We start from the raw sequence: 16,575 nt of genomic DNA, 5'->3' as shown, positions 1-16,575 counted from the left end.
AGAGGGTGATCATGTGCAGAACCGGGAATGGATGGACCGAATCACAGCAGAATGGCTTGAATGGTCATGGATTTGGAATCAATTAACCCCCTTGTCTCCTCAAGGTAAGGCTCATAAAAAGAACCTAAAGCCCTTTTTCAAAGGACAAGAAGTGGAATGGCAAGCAGAAATAGAGCGAACAAAAAAGCTAGAGGAGCTTCTGCAACAAGAAAAAAGGGCAGAAATGGAGGAAGCCTTCACCAAGCTGAAGGACCCTTCTTTCTTTATTCAATTGCTGCAAAAAGGGGAGGCAGGGGCAGAAACAGATTGGTTTCATCTCAAACAGTTTTTATGGGAAGTAAGAAAGCTGTTTCATTATTTAGGCAGTATGGATACTGAGCTAGCCTCTAGTCTGGATAAGGTGGAACAGCTCATCCAAATCCTAGCCGCAGATCAGAGTTCTTTTGCACTGAGCGATTTCAGTAAGAGATTACAAGAATATCATCAAGAGAAGGTTCGAGCCAATCTTGCTCTGCAACAAATAACAGAGGAACGAAAACAGAGGTTAGAGGAAGAATTAGCTCTATCCTTCCAAGGAACTCACTTATTTGTTTCATTAAAAGATCAACGAAGAGTCGAACAATGTCTTCAGCACAAAGAGTTGATGAAGGTCAGAGAAACCCCTTTTGAAATGGTTTTTTCTCTATCACCCTCTCAGGAGGAAAAGGCTTTTCATGAGCAGATTGAAGAGATGGAAAGAGCTATTGCTGCCGAGGAAAAGAGCTGTTTAGAAGCCCTGCTCAAAGCGTTTACTCCATATCTACAAGATCTTGAACAATGGAACAGATGGGTAGGAGAATGGGATTGGCGCTGGACCAAGTTCACTTGGCTACTGAATGAGGAGCGTTCCTGGCCTGTTCTTGACCCGCGAAAAATCCATATTCAGCAGGGAAGATATTTACCTCTTGAAAAACGGCTTCAGAAGGAAGGAAAGCTGTACACTCCACTTTCTGTTGAACTGGAATATGGCTTAACAACTCTTGTAGGTTCAAATATGGGCGGGAAAAGTGTGACCTTAAAAACAATGGCTTTACTCGTCGCCTTAGCCCATTATGCTCTTCCTGTTCCAGCACGCTCCTTCTGTATGTCCTTAGTCGAGCGTATGGTGGCGATTCATGGGGATCAGGAGAATATAGAAGAGGGTGTGAGCACATTTGGCTCAGAGATGCTGCGTTTAGCCGAATATGTTCATGGTCATCATCAGCTATTCCTCATGGATGAGCTGGCAAGAGGAACAAATCCTCAAGAGGGAGAGGTGCTGGCTCTAGCACTGGCTGAACATATGGCAAGAGAAAAAACACAACTATGTGTGATGGTAACTCATTTTTCACGCTTATCTGCCTTATCTGAGGCGAAGCATTATCGTGTGGTGGGGTTAGAAGCAGAGGGTCACATGAATTATGTATTGGTTGAGAATGAAGAGCAGGATGTACCTAGACATGCTTTAATTATGGCAGAGAAGCTGGGGGTACCGACAGAGATTATCAAGAGGGCACATGACCTGCTAGAGGAGGGGGAAAGCCATGGGGCAATTAGATCTGGATCAGAACAAAATTGAGCAAGCGAGAGCTGCGGCAGCCAAAATTGCTGAAGAAATGGATCGCTTTATTGCAAAAAGATCCACGGTAGCTACAGAGAGGACGGTATTACGCCTATTGGGGATCGATGGGGTCTATGATGGGATTCCTTATGTCAATCTGATTGTTGATCATTTAAACGAAGTTGGCTTGTTAGAAAGAGGTTCCTTTCTGCCCGTTATACAAGCGATGATGACGCTGAATCTATCTGGTCAAGAGATAGCAGAGAAAGTAACCAACTCTAGCTTGTCTTTGGCAGAACTGCCAACGGTAGCAGAAGAAGAGCTGATTTCCTTTTCTGCCCGTCTAGTCGATCAACAATTGGGCAGGATTGAGCAGCGACGTCAAGAAAGGGAGCAATATCTTGCCACATTAGGGGAGGGGAAACAGCCCTATCTATATGTCATTGTCGCTACCGGTGATATTTTTGAAGATGTTCGTCAGGCAAGGACAGCAGCTCGACAAGGTGCTGATATCATTGCGGTTATTCGCAGTACGGGACAAAGCCTGCTAGATTACGTTCCTTATGGAGCCACACGAGAAGGATATGGAGGAACGTATGCGACCCAAGAAAACTTCCGTATTATGCGCGAAGCTCTAGATGAAGTAGGGGAAGAGGTCGGGAGATATATTCGGCTGTGTAACTATTGCTCAGGTCTATGTATGCCCGAAATCGCAGCGGCGGGTGCTCTGGAACGATTAGATGTCATGCTGAATGATGCCTTGTATGGCATTCTGTTCCGAGATATTAATATGCAGCGTACTTTGGTTGATCAATATTTTTCAAGGATGATTAATAGCTATGCAGGGATCATTATTAATACAGGGGAAGACAATTATTTGACAACGGCAGATGCTGTGGAAGCGGCTCACACCGTATTAGCCTCTCAATTTATCAATGAACAGTTCGCATATAAGTCTGGTCTTCCTGCCTCACAGCTTGGATTGGGTCATGCTTTTGAAATGAATCCTGACTTGGAGGACGGTTTTTTACTCGAATTGTCTCAAGCCCAGATGGCTAGACAGATTTTTCCTGATGCTCCCTTGAAATATATGCCTCCAACCAAACATATGACGGGCAATATATTCAAAGGACATATCCAGGATGCTCTCTTTAATGTGGTATCGATTATGACCAATCAAGGGATTCAATTACTGGGAATGATGACAGAGGCGATGCATACCCCGTATATGCATGATCGTAAATTGCTTTGGAGAATGCCCAATATATTTTTAACAATATGCGTCATATTTCAGAGGAAATTCAATTTACACCAAATGGAAGAATCCAAAACAGAGCCAAAGAGGTGTTAGATCAAGCCGCAGCTTTCTTGCTAGAAGTAGAGAAAAAAGGATTATTTGAGGCTGTTGAGGCAGGACTCTTTGCCGATGTGAAACGTCTAAGGGATGGAGGACGGGGATTAGCAGGGGTCTTTCTCAAGGATGAAGCCTACCAAAATCCATTTGAAGATGAACTGAGAAGACGCTTAGGTCTGAAGTCAAGGAGGGGGTAAAAGAATGGAACGTGAGGGGATCTTTCAAGTAGATTATTCACGAGTGAAGCCGTATGGCGATACATTCAATGACGGAGCTGTACAAATGAGCTTCACACTCCCTGTCCCTTATGGAGAAGAAGGAAAGGAAGCGGCTAGACAGCTTGTCTTGAAAATGGGCTTTGAAGAGGCTCAGGTTTACGATGCTCAGGATTTGGGAGAGGGCTTTAGTTTTTATACTGTTTATGGAAAGTGTCAGCATTGGGTGGACTATTCCTCGATCTATGTCCCCAAAGTGGAATCGGAAAGAATGAGCTTCTATGAAATTAATCAATTTATTAAGGATCATATTGGACGGAAGGTCACGGTGATTGGAGCCTGTACGGGAACGGATGCCCATACTGTAGGAATTGACGCCATTATGAATATGAAGGGCTATAATGGAGAATATGGATTGGAACGCTATCCCGAAATGGAAGCATTGAACATGGGGAGTCAGGTTCCCAATGAGGTACTGATAGCCAAAGCACTTGAAATGAATGCAGATGCGCTACTTGTATCACAGATCGTCACCCAAAAAGGCTCACATATCAAAAACCTAACAGAGCTAGTCGAGCTGCTAGAGGCAGAGGGTTTGCGCCAGCAATTTCTGTTGATCTGTGGAGGACCGAGAATCAATCATGAAATGGCGTTAGAGCTAGGTTTTGATGCCGGCTTCGGTCCAGGATCTCTTGCTCCTGATGTTGCTTCCTTTGTGGTTCATGAAATGGTTCGAAGGAATAAAGGGATTTAAGCCTGGGCAGGGTGAATACTTTTAAAACAAGCTAGTAGAAAAAAATAGCCAGAAGAAACAACCCCGCTCTGATAGGGTTGTCAAGCTGTTGAGCCGTTCTCGACAGCTTTTTTGTATTTTTTATCCATTTTTCGCGGTGATTTAGTATAATAAAAAGAAAGGCAAATACAAGCAGTGAGGATGAGTGATATGGAAACGGCAGAAGAAATCGTGCTATCGCTAAAAGATCTAAGAATGAGCTATGCTGAAAAAGAAATCCTAAAAGGGATTAACTTAGATGTTTATCAGGGTCAAATTATTGGATATATCGGTCCAAATGGAGCGGGAAAAAGCACAACAGTGAAAATCATGTTAGGTCTTGTAGAAGGATACTCTGGAACTGTGCAGGTGTTTGGTCGGGATATCTCGGATGGAGATGTAGAGTATAAAAGAAGAATTGGGTATGTGCCTGAGGTGGCAGAGATCTATGATAACCTAACAGCGAGAGAATATTTAACCTTTATTGGTGAAATCTATGGGTTATCATCAGAACAAGCGGAGCACAAAGCAGCTAAATTAATGAGCAAATTAGGATTAGGAGAGGTGTATGACACTAGAATAGCTTCTTATTCTAAAGGAATGAAACAAAAGGTGCTAATCATCTCAAGTTTATTACATAATCCAGACCTCTTATTTTTTGATGAGCCTTAAGCGGTTTAGATGCGAATAGTGTAATGGTGGTCAAGGAAATGCTAGCTCAATTAGCAGCCCAAGGAAAAACCATCTTTTATTCCTCGCATATTATGGATGTCGTAGAGAAAATAAGCAGTCGAATCATCCTATTAACGGGTGGGGAAATTGTGGCAGATGGAAGCTTCGAAGAGTTAAGGGAACAGAATAAAGAAGGGACACTAGAAGATATTTTTAACCAATTGACTGGCTTTCATGAGCATAGAACCATTGCAGAGGAATTTGTGGCGATTGTTCAAGGGAAGGAGGAGTCATGAAGAATTTCTATAGTTTGAAGTTTCTTGATCTGTTTCGAGGCATCTTTCTCAAGCTGGGCATTGATTATCCAATGATGCGAAAAATACTAGAGTTAAAGCTGGTTATGGATCAGAGAAGAGTGCCGACAATTTTTAATCAATCTGCCATGAAGAAAAAGGGTGATTCCTCTGCAGAGAGCAACCATTTTCTTAAATCTATGTGGTTGTATGGGCTACTAGGATTATTTCTGATTCCCATTGCTCTAATGGGGGAAAACTTTATTTTTCAAATGAGTATCGTCTTTGGTATTTTTATGTTTCTAGCGATGAGCTCTATGATTTCTGATTTTTCTTCTGTCCTGCTAGATTTAAGAGATAAACAAATTCTGTATACCAAGCCTATAGATAGAAGAACAATTGGCATGGCAAAAACCATCCATGTGACCATCTATTTGTTTTTTATTAGTTTCTTTCTCATGGCAGGGGTCTTAGTAGCGAGTCTTATGAAATATGGTGTGCTCTTTTTTTTCTTGCTCTTAGTAGAAGTTTTTCTAATGAACCTTTTTATTGTGGTCCTTACAGCTCTGCTCTATTTGATCATCTTAAAATTTTTTGACGGCGAAAAACTAAAGGACATGATTAACTATTTTCAAATTTTCTTATCTGTTGCCATGATTATCGGCTATCAATTATTGATTCGGTCATTTGAACTTGTTCAGCTGGATGTGATCTTTCATTTGCAGTGGTGGCAGATCTTGATTGTCCCTCTTTGGTTTGGGGCTTCCTTCGAATGGTTATTTAATGGAAATGGAAGTATTGAAATTGTTTTGTTTTCTCTAATGGCACTCATTGTTCCGATTGTATCGATTCTTTTGTATAGTAAGATGATGCCTTCTTTTGAACAGCATTTACAGAAGCTTTCCACACATAGCTCTAAGGGGAAAAGGAAGATCAATCTTTGGAGCAGTCTCTTTGCCAGAATCGTGTGCCCTAAGCGAGAAGAAAGGACGTTCTTTCTTTTTGGAACGAAAATGATGCGCCAAGAACGAGAGTTTAAACTGAAAGTATATCCTGCACTCGCCATCTCTCTGTTCCTACCCTTTATTATGATGCTAAGTCAATTGCAGTTTCGAACCCTAGAAGAAATCTTCTCAGGGAAGTGGTACTTTTCCATTTATATTGCCTTACTATTTATTCCGCAAGTGGTGATGATGCTCAAGTATTCAGGAAAGTATAAGGGAGCATGGATCTATCGGGTAAGCCCTACCCAGACACCTGAACCCATTCTTAAGGGAATACTGAAAGCCTTTTTTGTTCAGCTCTTTCTTCCTATTTACTTTATTTTAGGCACAGCCTTTGTTCTTTTATTTGGAATTGAGATCCTCCCAGATCTAGGCTTAGTGTTCTTGTACGCTTGTTTATATACAATGATCTGTTTTAAAATGCTTCAACCAGGTCTGCCTTTTTCGACCTCCTTTACCGCTATGCAAAAAAGTGATGGCTGGTTAGTGATCCCGATGTTTTTGATCCTTGGAGGAATGGGGCTTCTCCATTTTTTTGCGGCGACTGAAGGCTACATATTCTTACTATTGATCGTTTTTGTTTTCTTCTGCAATTTGTTACTATGGAGAAAAGGCTGTAAGGTATCATGGGAAAGTGTCGCGGATCAGAAAGATTAAAAGAATAGGATAAATTTATTCGTTAGTTAAGGGAGTGGTATCATTTGTTTGGAAAGAACACGAGCTGGGCTGAAATCCAAAAAAGAGGAAAGATCAATTTTATTCTTACTAATGGTGTCATTGGTTGGGGAATTCCAACGGCAATCCTTGTTTTTCTTTTCACACAGTTTCTCGAGTTTGGACTAAATTTTTCTTTATATTTCAGTAACGAATGGGTTGGAGATTTATTAATCAACCTGATTGTCTTTCCAATAGGCGGTATATTCTTTGGATGGTTGCTTTGGAGATCGGTGGAGAAAAAAAATCAAGAAGGCTGACAGGGGTAATACAACATTTGCTCAGAATTCTTAGATAAGGTAGCCCTAAACATAAGAAAGTAGGATAAAAGATGGTTAATGAAAAAAATCAATCTATTGATGCTACTTTTAAGATTGAAGATTATGAACAATATATAGGTATAATCTTAGGATTAGGCATAGTAGTATTAACTTTTTTATATTTTCATATTTGGGATTTAAGTTCTTTTAAAGCTCTTATTTCACTAAGATACATCTTTATTTTAATAGGACTTGTAATCGTTGGGCTGATTCTTCATGAATTAATCCATGCCTTTTTCTTTCTGATACTAAGCAAAGGAAATGCGTCAGGGATTAAATTTGGTTGTAACCTTAAACAAGGAATATTTTATGTGGGATGTTCAGAACCGCTCAAAATAAATAGCTATAGGGTAGTAGTATTTGCCCCATCGTTTTTCCTTGGAATGCTTCCTTTAATTATTAGTTATCTATATAACCTACCATTGCTGTTCATCTGGTCTATTATTATGCTGCTAGTATCAATTGGAGATTTTCTGATTTTATGGAATATAAAAAAATTCCCGGCTAGCTCTTATGTGCAAGATCACCATGAAAAGATCGGTTGTCTAGTTTTTTTGAATAAATAAAAGAATTTCCGCTTCCTGCTTTATCAAAACAAAAATATCATACGAATATAGAAGCCAATTCAAAGGAAAGTACTGGATTGGTTTTTTTTTTGAAAAAAACCATTGAATAGAAACCGGTTTCGTTCTATTATTTAAATTAACGCGCGTTATTATGTAAAAATGGAAAGGTGGGGATATTTGTTATTGAGAGATTGTATTTGAAGGTTGTTTCTTTAACAGCAGAGATGATAATGAACTAAATCTGAAGGAGGTTTACTATTTTGAAAAGGTATCTCACTTTAATTCTCATTGTTAGTTTGATTCTTTTACAAGGTCCTGTATTAACTTTAGGATTTTCAGGAGAGGTGAATGTAGGATTGGGAAGTTACTCAACGGTTAAACCACCTGGTGTGACAGATGTTCAAGAAATGATTTATAAAACATCAAATGTGAGGGGAGCGATGCCGACCAATGATTGGTGGAGTTCAACTGCTTGGATGCAATATTCTGAACGACAATATCCCCATCCTTTAGCCGTTCAAAATCAACACAATGGCTTGCGTGTATTCTATCCAGGTCCAACAATGACAGCCAACTCAGCTTGTATTTGCGCTTGGATGCCAGGTTTAACAGATCCTAATGGAAATGACGATTTTATTATTGGACATACTGGAACTTCTCAATTTTCTAGTACAAATGTAGATGGTTTTAATGACTGGTTTGTAACAAATGTTTTTGAAAGCGTTTCCGGTTCGTTAAAGGTAACGTATGGTCATGGTTCACCGTATATATATGCTACCTACGCAGGAGGAAGCCCTAAAATTAGTTTTCCACAAACACCCATGATCTGGTCTGGGCATGCTCATAGTGCTGTGTTAGGGGTCACGATCAATGGGAGACATTATGGTTTGTTTGCTCCATCAGGATCGACCTGGTCTGGAATGGGTACCTCTACTTTAACTAATAATATGAATGGAAAAAACTATTTTTCAATTGCAGTATTACCTGATAACTCAAGTGCTACGCTAGAAAAATTTAGAGAGTACGCTTATGCCCATGTTATTGATACCAAAGTATCATGGTCATTCAATGAGAACACTAGTGAAGTCATCACCACGTATAACTATACTACAGAAGCCAAGGAAGGCATTCAAACTGGCACCCTCTTCGCTTTATACCCACACCAATGGAAAAATACCTCTACGAATTTCTTACCCTATACCTATACATCCGTTCGAGGAATGATGAAAGTAGCAGAAGGAAGTTCTTTTCAAACAAAAATGATATTTCATGGGGTCCTCCCTTCTCTACCAGACTTAGGCTCTTATGACAGAAGTAGATTAGCGAGATACATTGATGAGGCAGAAGAAGAAATATTCCCAGGGGTGGCTGACACATATTGGTATGGCAAACATCTTGGGAAATTAGCCACCTTAGCACCTATTGCGGATCAAGTAGGTGACACCAAGGCAGCTAATAAATTCCGTAACGAGATAAAGAGTGGCTTAGAAAGATGGTTTAAAGCCAGTGATGTGCATGGAAACCTTAAATCCTCTGAGGTATTTTACTATAACAATCATTGGGGGACCTTATTAGGCTATCCGGATAGTTTTGGTAGTGTTGTAGAAATGAATGATCACCATTTTCACTATGGTTATTTCATTAAAGCAGCATCTGAAATTGCTAGGGTAGATCAAAACTGGGTCAACAATGCGAACTGGGGAGGAATGGTGAATCTCTTAATTCGAGATATAGCAAGTGCGGATCGAAATGATCCAATGTTCCCTTTCTTACGCAACTTTGATATTTACGCTGGGCATACATGGGCATCTGGACATGCCAAATTCGGAGATGGAAACAATAACGAATCCTCCTCTGAGGCAATGAATGCATGGACAGGGGTTATCCTATGGGGAGAAGCTACGGGGAACAAGGCTTTAAGAGATCTAGGTATTTATCTCTATACGACAGAGATGAATGCAATTAATGAATATTGGTTTGATGTTCATGATACCAACTTTCATCCTGATTTTACTCGCTCTACGGCAAGTATGATTTGGGGTGGAAAGGTCGTAGGTGATGGAGTGTGGTGGACAGGGAATCCCGAAGAAGTTCATGGAATTAACTGGTTACCACTTCAAGGAGGCTCCTTGTATCTAACGCATTACCCGAACTATACTCAAAAAAATTATGAAGCTTTAGTCAGAGAAAACAACGGAACCAATTGGGATGCTTGGGAAGATATTATTTGGATGTATCGTGCGATTCATAATCCTGCCGATGCCATTCAACAGTTTAATGCTAGAGCGGATGTGTATATTCCAGAGGCAGGAAACTCAAAGGCAAATGCCTACCACTGGATACACAACTTAAACGCTCTCGGGACGGTAGATCGATCGATTACAGCAAACACTCCTCTTTATGCCGTTTTCAATAAAAATGGAAGAAAGACCTATGTAGCCTACAACATGAGTTCTGCTAATAAAACGGTTCAATTCTCTGATGGAATTACACTCTTTGTGCCTGCGCATAGCTTTGCATCTAGAAACTAAATTTGTGATTGATCAATGAAAGAGCATGGACATCCATGCTCTCTTGGTAATATATCCCTGATCGACAATAAAATTAAAAGTGTTGCTCCATTTTTTGAGAAGTTTTCTTATAATATCGACCTAAAAACACTATGAACCATATACACATGATGAGAGGAATGCCGTGCATGATTCCTGCAACAATAAAAGGAGTTGTGATTTCTAATAATGGTGAACAGATAATCATACCAATTCCAAAACCAAAGGTTTGAATGGAAGAAGCCACACCGAAGATTCTTCCTCGAATATGATCTGGCTCACTCTGAAGTCGGGAGTTAAAGCAAATGGCTGATACCCCATCAGCAATTCCGGCTAGAACGGCTATAGGAAGTATCAAATACCAATGTTCCCAGAAAAAAACAAAAATAAAGAATAGAGACATAAAGAAGGTAGCATAACCAAAAGCATACTCACTGGTTTTGGCTGAGTTGTTTTTCAGCTTTTTCATCGAACCACTGGCTCCAAGTACATTACCGACTGCCCAACATGCCCAAATAGAACCTAGGTAAATGGAAGGGTTTTGCGGATCTAATTGTGCAGCAAATACGGGCATGCCTACGTTATGAGAAGCAGAACCAAATGTATCGACGAGTCGAATAAACAAGAAAGTCATCATAATGGGTAGTAGACGTACATATTGGAATATCTGAGTAACTTGAGAGAGAAAGCCTTCTTTTTTCTCGGTAGAAGAGTCAAGTGAGGTTCTTTCCCTTGTTTCAATGGATAGTAGGATTAAGATGAATCCTGACAGAATGAACAGCAAGGCATTTAACGAAAAGACAAAGGCATAAGAAACAAAACCAAGGAGAACGCCAGCTGTTAATGTTCCTCCTACCATACTAATCGATTGTAGAGCTGTAATGACTGCATTGGCTTTGATCACTCTTTCTTGACCTACAATAGCGGGGATACTTGCTTGTAAGGCAACATTAAAAACTTGTCCCAACCCCCCTAATATAAATGATGTAAGTGCTAGTAACGGGATATGCCATTCTTGTGGAGTTAAGACTAGCGCCAATAATGCGAGTCCTCGAACAAAGTCCGAAAAAATCATCAAAGATTTACGGTTCCATTTATCAGCTAAAAACCCTGAAAGAAAGCCACAGATAAATCCTCCAAACAAACGTATGGCCATAAAAAAACCTAAGTATAAAGCACTTCCAGTTAAAATATAAACATATAAGTTAAACGCAATCATGTTCAGAAAATTACCGAAATCAGACATCCCTTTACCTGCGACCATCATATAAAAATTTGTCATAGGTTGTAAGGGTTTGGTAGTTGAAGACATTCTATTCCCTCTCTTTACATGCAGCCCATTATCCACAGAACCTGTGGATAATGGGTCTACTATTCTTATTTCACATATTCCTGCTTTTTGATATGGAACTTGACTGTTTCTTTTGCTTTTTCATAAATGGTGACAATGTCATCATAGGTTTTGGCTCGTGTCCAACACATTAAGAGGAAGATTTCCTCGTGATCCCCTTGTATCCATGTTTTCTCTGGAAAAATGAGAATGGCTTGTAATATCTCTTCCCATTCTTTCAACTCTTCAAATCCCTCCACTTTTTCGAAAAAACCTGCATGGGGCGGATACAAAGTAAACATGGCGTGCAATTCTTCTTTACTCGCAGGTGGCTGGTACCCAGATGGAAAAGTTCCAAGTGCCAGATGAATCATAGCTTCTAGGGCGTCAAATTCAATCATCGTTTTTAAGCTTTGAGTCACCAACATCCCACCTACTCTGGGATTAATCTCTAATAATTGGGGACCTCTTGTTTCGTCATACCGAATTTCTATATGACAGAGTGAATTTTTGATCCCTGTAGCTTTAGCCACTTGAACCGCATATTGCTTCATCGCTTCTACTTCAGAGGGAGTGAATCGTACAGGAGGGACGGTAAGTAAATGTTCATAAACGGTTGTTTCTCCATGACTTACGAGCACCTTATCATGAATGAGCAGAGGAATCATCTCGTCTTCAGTAGCCAAGAGTTCAATGCTTGCTTCTCTTCCAGAGATATATTCCTCGATAAGCAATGTTTGGAGGGGATCAAAAAAGATCATTTTTCCAGACATATCAGTATATTCGTGACATCCAGTATAAATTTCTTGCTTAAATTCTAATAGAGGGAGCTGTTTAATAGCATAATTAAACTTCTCAACAAGCTCTATTTCATTTTGACAGGTCATTACTAACTGCGAAGCGCAACCATTTATGGGCTTAAGAACAACTGGAAAGCCAATTTGTTCAGCTCGTAAGCGTGCCTCTTCAATGTTTGAAGCTAGTCCGAAATTCACAGTGGGTACGCCCGCTACTTTCAATGCATCACGAGCCAGATATTTATTATTTGTTCGATATAAAGCTTCAGGAGACTGGGAGGGTAATCCTCTATCTTGAGCAAGCTGCGCTGTATAGGCACCCAATAAACCGGAACGGTTAAATAATCCGCCTAAAGTGAGAAAAGCAGCAATCGGTGTTTCCCTTTCAAATGTAGCCACCGTTTCTTGCAGAAATGAGAAGTCCCATTGATCGGTTTCGATGACATGCTCAAATAGAGGAGAGGGATTTGTAGCATTATACTTATCGATTCTTTCGCGCTCATGCTCCTCTAGGATTCGAGAGATGACGTAATTGGTGTAGCCAAGCTGCTTTGTTCGCTCTGCTAATTGAGTTAGAGTAACAAATGCAGTATCCTCTATAAATACAAAGCCTTTTTTCATACAAAAGCCTCCTCTTCATCATACCCGTCAAGATAATGTGAAATGATGTAGCCATCTTCATTTACTTCATGCAGTGGAGGGAGGGATATGTTATCTGAAAAGGCTAAAAAGTCAGATTCTTTATAAGGGGTAACAGCCCGAATATAACGGTGATCGTTAATGGTTACATAATCCAGATGGTGCTCGGGAGAGATTCGATGTTTGCCGATGGGAGTAACATACACGTACTGTAGAGCTGTAGTACCTGAATATGTAGAAAGGGTACGCAGTATATCCAGTCCTTTTTTCACAGAGGTGCGGAAATGTTTTGCTCCTACTACTGGCATGCAATGGAATAGGTAGTAAGGAACAATCCCTGTACAGGTAAACGTTTCAACTAGGTTATAAATATCCTGAAAACGATCATTAATTCCCTTTAATAAAACAACTTGTCCTCGTACGGATACCCCTTCTTGAATAAATTTTTGGTAGGCATTAACAACATCAGGAGTTAGTTCGTCAACATGATTGATCGAGAGTCCAATTGACACGTTTCTGGATAAATGGGGTTGTGTAAGGTTAATAGAGCGGTAACTAGCAATCATTTTAGCCAGTTCTGTCGTAATCGTTTCGGGTTTAAATAAAATGTTTCTTGTTCCAATACGAATGTTTCTAACATGAGGAATAGGAGCCACCTGTTCAAGTACTTTTTGAAGAAGATAGGGATTAATGAACGGATCGCCACCAGTGATGAGTACAGTACGAATTCGTGGGTCTGAAGCAATAAATTGAGTAGCTTTTTCGATATCTGCATCACTCATTTCCTTCGCTTCCCCTGCTAATGTGCGTGTTTTCTTGAAACAGTATCTACAGTAAGCAGAACAATCAAAATAGGGTGTAATGACGGCTCGATCTTCGTAAATTCTTTCTAAGCCGTAAATCCCATGATTATTCTTCCCTTCTTCAAAGGGAGTTTCTGTTCCAAAATCTAACGCTTCAAAAGCACTGGGGACAAATTGTTTCTTAACTGCCTCAGAATGTCGTGTAATTCTTGTCAGGCTTGGACTTAGCTTAGAGCGATACTTTTGAATTACTTCCTTGATCATTTCCTGTTCCTTTTTCTTTTGTACTACAGTTTTCACTTTTTCCATACAAAGCCAAACCTCCTAAATAATCGTTATTTTTAGGCTGAGGCACTTTCTATGATAGTACAAGTTCAGGAAGAACTTTCCTCTATATTGTATCACTCAAGACCCATTATTGTCAGTATTTTCTTTGGTTTATTTTAGAAGAAAAGTACTAATAACTCAATAAAAAATAATACTATATATTTAAAACACAAAAAATGAATGACTCTTCATTCAATATGTGCTACAATAAATTCAAAATCATCTCTCACCAGTTTGTATAAGGCTTCTTCAAGTAGTCTGGCTATAAAATACAGTGACAGAAAAAGGGACTCTTGTTATAATACAATTACAAGCATAGGGAGAGAAAATATATCACATGTTTATGCTTGGCTGAACATATATATCACTATATCGAACGAGCGTTCAGTCAGGGTAAGGCTGTTGGGGAGGAGTGTGTTGACATGTCATCATGGTTATCAGTACTTAACTTACTTGCTTTTTTTGCTGTGCTAAGCTACGTACTTTACTTGTTTACTCACATCGTGTATAGCAGATATTTGTTTATCAAGCTGGGAAAAAAGGTTGACTTCAAAGGAGAGCTGAACGAACGCCTTAATGAATTATTCGCCCAAATGTTTGGTCATAAGAAATTAATGAAAGACAAGAAAAGCGGGATCATGCACTTCGTTATGTTTTATGGTTTTATTATTTTGCAATTTGGAGCCCTAGACTTGATTGGGAAGGGCTTAACAGGGAATCCTTATTGGCTTCCTTTTGGAAGCGCTTACCCCTATTTTGTCTTTATGCAGGAAATAACGGTTCTGTTGATTCTTCTTGCTGTAGGGTATGCAGGATATCGTCGATTTATTGAAAAGCTTCCGCGTTTAAAGAGAAATTTTAAATCAAGTATCGTGATTATCCTTTTATCATCCTTGATGCTCACTGTTTTAATGTCCCTAGGATTTGAAGCGGTTATGCTGGTCCAAGAAGGAGAATTGGCAGCAGGTTTTTATGTGCTTCATCCCGTATCTTCTGTGGTTGCCCTCGCGTTTGGCTGGCTTTCTTTGGAGGCGGCAACCGTTTTGTTCTATATCTTTTGGTGGGCGCATAATCTTGTGTTGCTAACGTTCTTATTATATGTACCTCAATCAAAGCATTTTCATATCTTTGTGGCTCCTATTAATATTTTCTTCAAGCGCAAGGTTCATCCAGGTAAATTAAGTACGATTGATTTTGAAGATGAATCGGCTGAGGAGTTTGGTGTAGGAAAGGTTGAGAACTTCACTCAAAAGCAAATGATTGATCTTTATGCCTGTGTAGAGTGTGGACGATGTACGAACATGTGTCCAGCTGCTGGAACGGGGAAAATGCTTTCACCGATGGATTTAATAACAAAAATCCGTGATCACCTGACAGATAAAGGGGCTGCGATTACGTCAAGAACTCCTTGGATGCCTGTATTTGCTTTTAGTGGAGCACAAGGAAATCAGTTAGCCTTAGCGGCTGCGAAGGTTCAGCAAGCTGGAAGCGACGAAGTGGCAGTAGCGACAGAAAAGGAATTACTATCTAATTTTGAATATAATATCAATTTAATTGGTGATGTCATTACAGAAGAAGAAATTTGGGCCTGTACGACCTGTAGAAACTGTGAGGACCAATGTCCAGTCATGAATGAGCACGTAGACAAGATTATTGACATGAGACGTTACCTTGTCTTAACAGAAGGGAAAATGGCGACAGAGGCTCAGCGTACCTTCAATAATATTGAACGTCAAAGCAATCCTTGGGGAATTAACCGTAATGAGCGAATCAACTGGCGTACAGAACGTGAGGATATTCATGTTCCTACGGTGAAAGAAGTGGAGGAGTTTGATGTACTATGGTTTGTTGGTTCGATGGGGAGCTTTGATAACAGAAATAAAAAAGTGGCTCATTCCTTCGCCAAAATCATGAATGAAGCAGGTGTGAAATTCGCCATTCTGGGTAATGAAGAGAAGAATTCTGGAGATACAGCAAGACGTATGGGGAATGAATTCCTCTTCCAGCAGCTCTGTCAGGAGAATATTGAAATCTTCCAAAAGTATGGCGTGAAGAAAATCGTGAGCACATGTCCACATACCTTCAATACATTAAAGAATGAGTATCCTGAATTTGGTCTTGAAGCCGAAGTTCTGCATCATACAGAATTGATCGCTCAATTGCTGAAAGAAGGAAAAATCAAGCCAACAAAAGAAGTAAAAGAAAGAATTACATTCCACGATTCCTGTTACTTGGGTCGTTACAATAATATCTACGAGCTTCCACGTGAAATCCTACAAACGATTCCCGGTGTAGAGCTGGCTGAAATGGATCGAAACCGTGAAGATGGAATGTGCTGTGGAGCCGGTGGTGGAATGATGTGGCTGGAGGAAACAGAAGGGAAGCGAGTGAATATTGCTCGTACCGAACAGGCACTAGCTGTCAACCCAACCATGATCAGTAGCGGCTGTCCTTATTGCTTAACGATGATGGGAGACGGGACGAAGGCACTCGAAGTCGAAGAGAAGGTAGCGACCAAAGACATCGTTGAGATTCTTGAAATGTCCCTAGAATTTTCAGATGAAAAAGCCGTACATTAATCGAACAACAGCAGAATAAATGGAAAATGGTATAGCTAACCCGATACACGAAAAGGTGTATC

The 16,575-nt window shown here is 40.0% G+C and carries 10 protein-coding genes and 2 pseudogenes; 9 read left to right on the top strand and 3 right to left on the bottom strand.

Translation table 11 applies throughout. The annotated features are described in order from the left end of the window. Positions 1-13 precede the first annotated feature (13 nt). The 8 genes and pseudogenes from kamC to JCM10596_RS02610 all read left to right on the top strand — a co-directional run bounded on the left by kamC (position 14) and on the right by JCM10596_RS02610 (position 10,020). Positions 14-1,597 carry a lysine 5,6-aminomutase reactivase ATPase KamC gene (gene kamC / locus JCM10596_RS02645; protein ID WP_025025804.1) on the top strand — a complete coding sequence of 528 codons (1,584 nt, stop codon included), beginning with the start codon at positions 14-16 and terminating at the stop codon, positions 1,595-1,597. Further along, positions 1,563-3,130 (top strand): annotated as a pseudogene (gene kamD, locus JCM10596_RS23460) (lysine 5,6-aminomutase subunit alpha). Before kamC ends, kamD begins: the two are co-directional and overlap by 35 nt. A gap of 4 nt (positions 3,131-3,134) precedes the next feature. Further along, a complete protein-coding gene (gene kamE / locus JCM10596_RS02635; protein ID WP_034680312.1) occupies positions 3,135-3,902 on the top strand; it encodes a lysine 5,6-aminomutase subunit beta in 768 nt (255 codons plus the stop codon). A gap of 189 nt (positions 3,903-4,091) precedes the next feature. Next, a pseudogene (locus tag JCM10596_RS23455) lies at positions 4,092-4,888 on the top strand (ABC transporter ATP-binding protein). Next, positions 4,885-6,546: a hypothetical protein gene (locus JCM10596_RS02625; protein ID WP_025025802.1), complete on the top strand. Its 1,662-nt coding sequence runs from the start codon at positions 4,885-4,887 to the stop codon at positions 6,544-6,546. Before JCM10596_RS23455 ends, JCM10596_RS02625 begins: the two are co-directional and overlap by 4 nt. A 44-nt stretch (positions 6,547-6,590) precedes the next feature. Next, on the top strand, positions 6,591-6,863 hold the full coding sequence (locus JCM10596_RS02620; protein WP_025025801.1) for a hypothetical protein: 273 nt from the start codon (positions 6,591-6,593) through the stop codon (positions 6,861-6,863). A 71-nt stretch (positions 6,864-6,934) separates the two neighbouring features. Then, positions 6,935-7,489 (top strand): DUF3267 domain-containing protein, encoded by a 555-nt coding sequence (locus JCM10596_RS02615; RefSeq protein ID WP_025025800.1) that lies wholly within the window; start codon positions 6,935-6,937, stop codon positions 7,487-7,489. Positions 7,490-7,749: 260 nt separating this feature from the next. After that, complete coding sequence (locus JCM10596_RS02610; protein ID WP_025025799.1) at positions 7,750-10,020, top strand: glycosyl hydrolase; 2,271 nt, start codon at positions 7,750-7,752, stop codon at positions 10,018-10,020. 73 nt (positions 10,021-10,093) lie between these two features. Here the strand turns inward: JCM10596_RS02610 and JCM10596_RS02605 are convergent, their stop codons facing one another. From JCM10596_RS02605 to JCM10596_RS02595, 3 genes are all read right to left on the bottom strand, one after another. Continuing rightward, the gene (locus tag JCM10596_RS02605; RefSeq protein WP_025025798.1) at positions 10,094-11,350 is read right to left on the bottom strand and encodes an MFS transporter; all 1,257 of its coding nucleotides are present in this window, start codon (positions 11,348-11,350) and stop codon (positions 10,094-10,096) included. A gap of 65 nt (positions 11,351-11,415) precedes the next feature. Then, positions 11,416-12,786, bottom strand: coding sequence for an ATP-grasp domain-containing protein (locus tag JCM10596_RS02600; RefSeq protein ID WP_025025797.1), 1,371 nt, complete (start codon positions 12,784-12,786; stop codon positions 11,416-11,418). After that, complete coding sequence (locus JCM10596_RS02595; RefSeq protein WP_025025796.1) at positions 12,783-13,916, bottom strand: radical SAM protein; 1,134 nt, start codon at positions 13,914-13,916, stop codon at positions 12,783-12,785. Before JCM10596_RS02595 ends, JCM10596_RS02600 begins: the two co-directional genes overlap by 4 nt. 440 nt (positions 13,917-14,356) lie before the next feature. Between JCM10596_RS02595 and JCM10596_RS02590 the strand changes: the two genes are divergently transcribed. Next, the gene (locus tag JCM10596_RS02590; protein WP_025025795.1) at positions 14,357-16,513 is read left to right on the top strand and encodes a heterodisulfide reductase-related iron-sulfur binding cluster; all 2,157 of its coding nucleotides are present in this window, start codon (positions 14,357-14,359) and stop codon (positions 16,511-16,513) included. Positions 16,514-16,575 lie beyond the last annotated feature (62 nt).

Origin of the sequence: Caldalkalibacillus mannanilyticus JCM 10596 (genome assembly GCF_000615945.1) — a bacterium.
In the GTDB taxonomy this organism is placed as follows: domain Bacteria; phylum Bacillota; class Bacilli; order Caldalkalibacillales; family JCM-10596; genus Bacillus_AT; species Bacillus_AT mannanilyticus.
The sequence above is the reverse complement of the archived record's forward strand: the minus strand, read 5'-3'. Positions and strand labels throughout refer to the sequence as shown.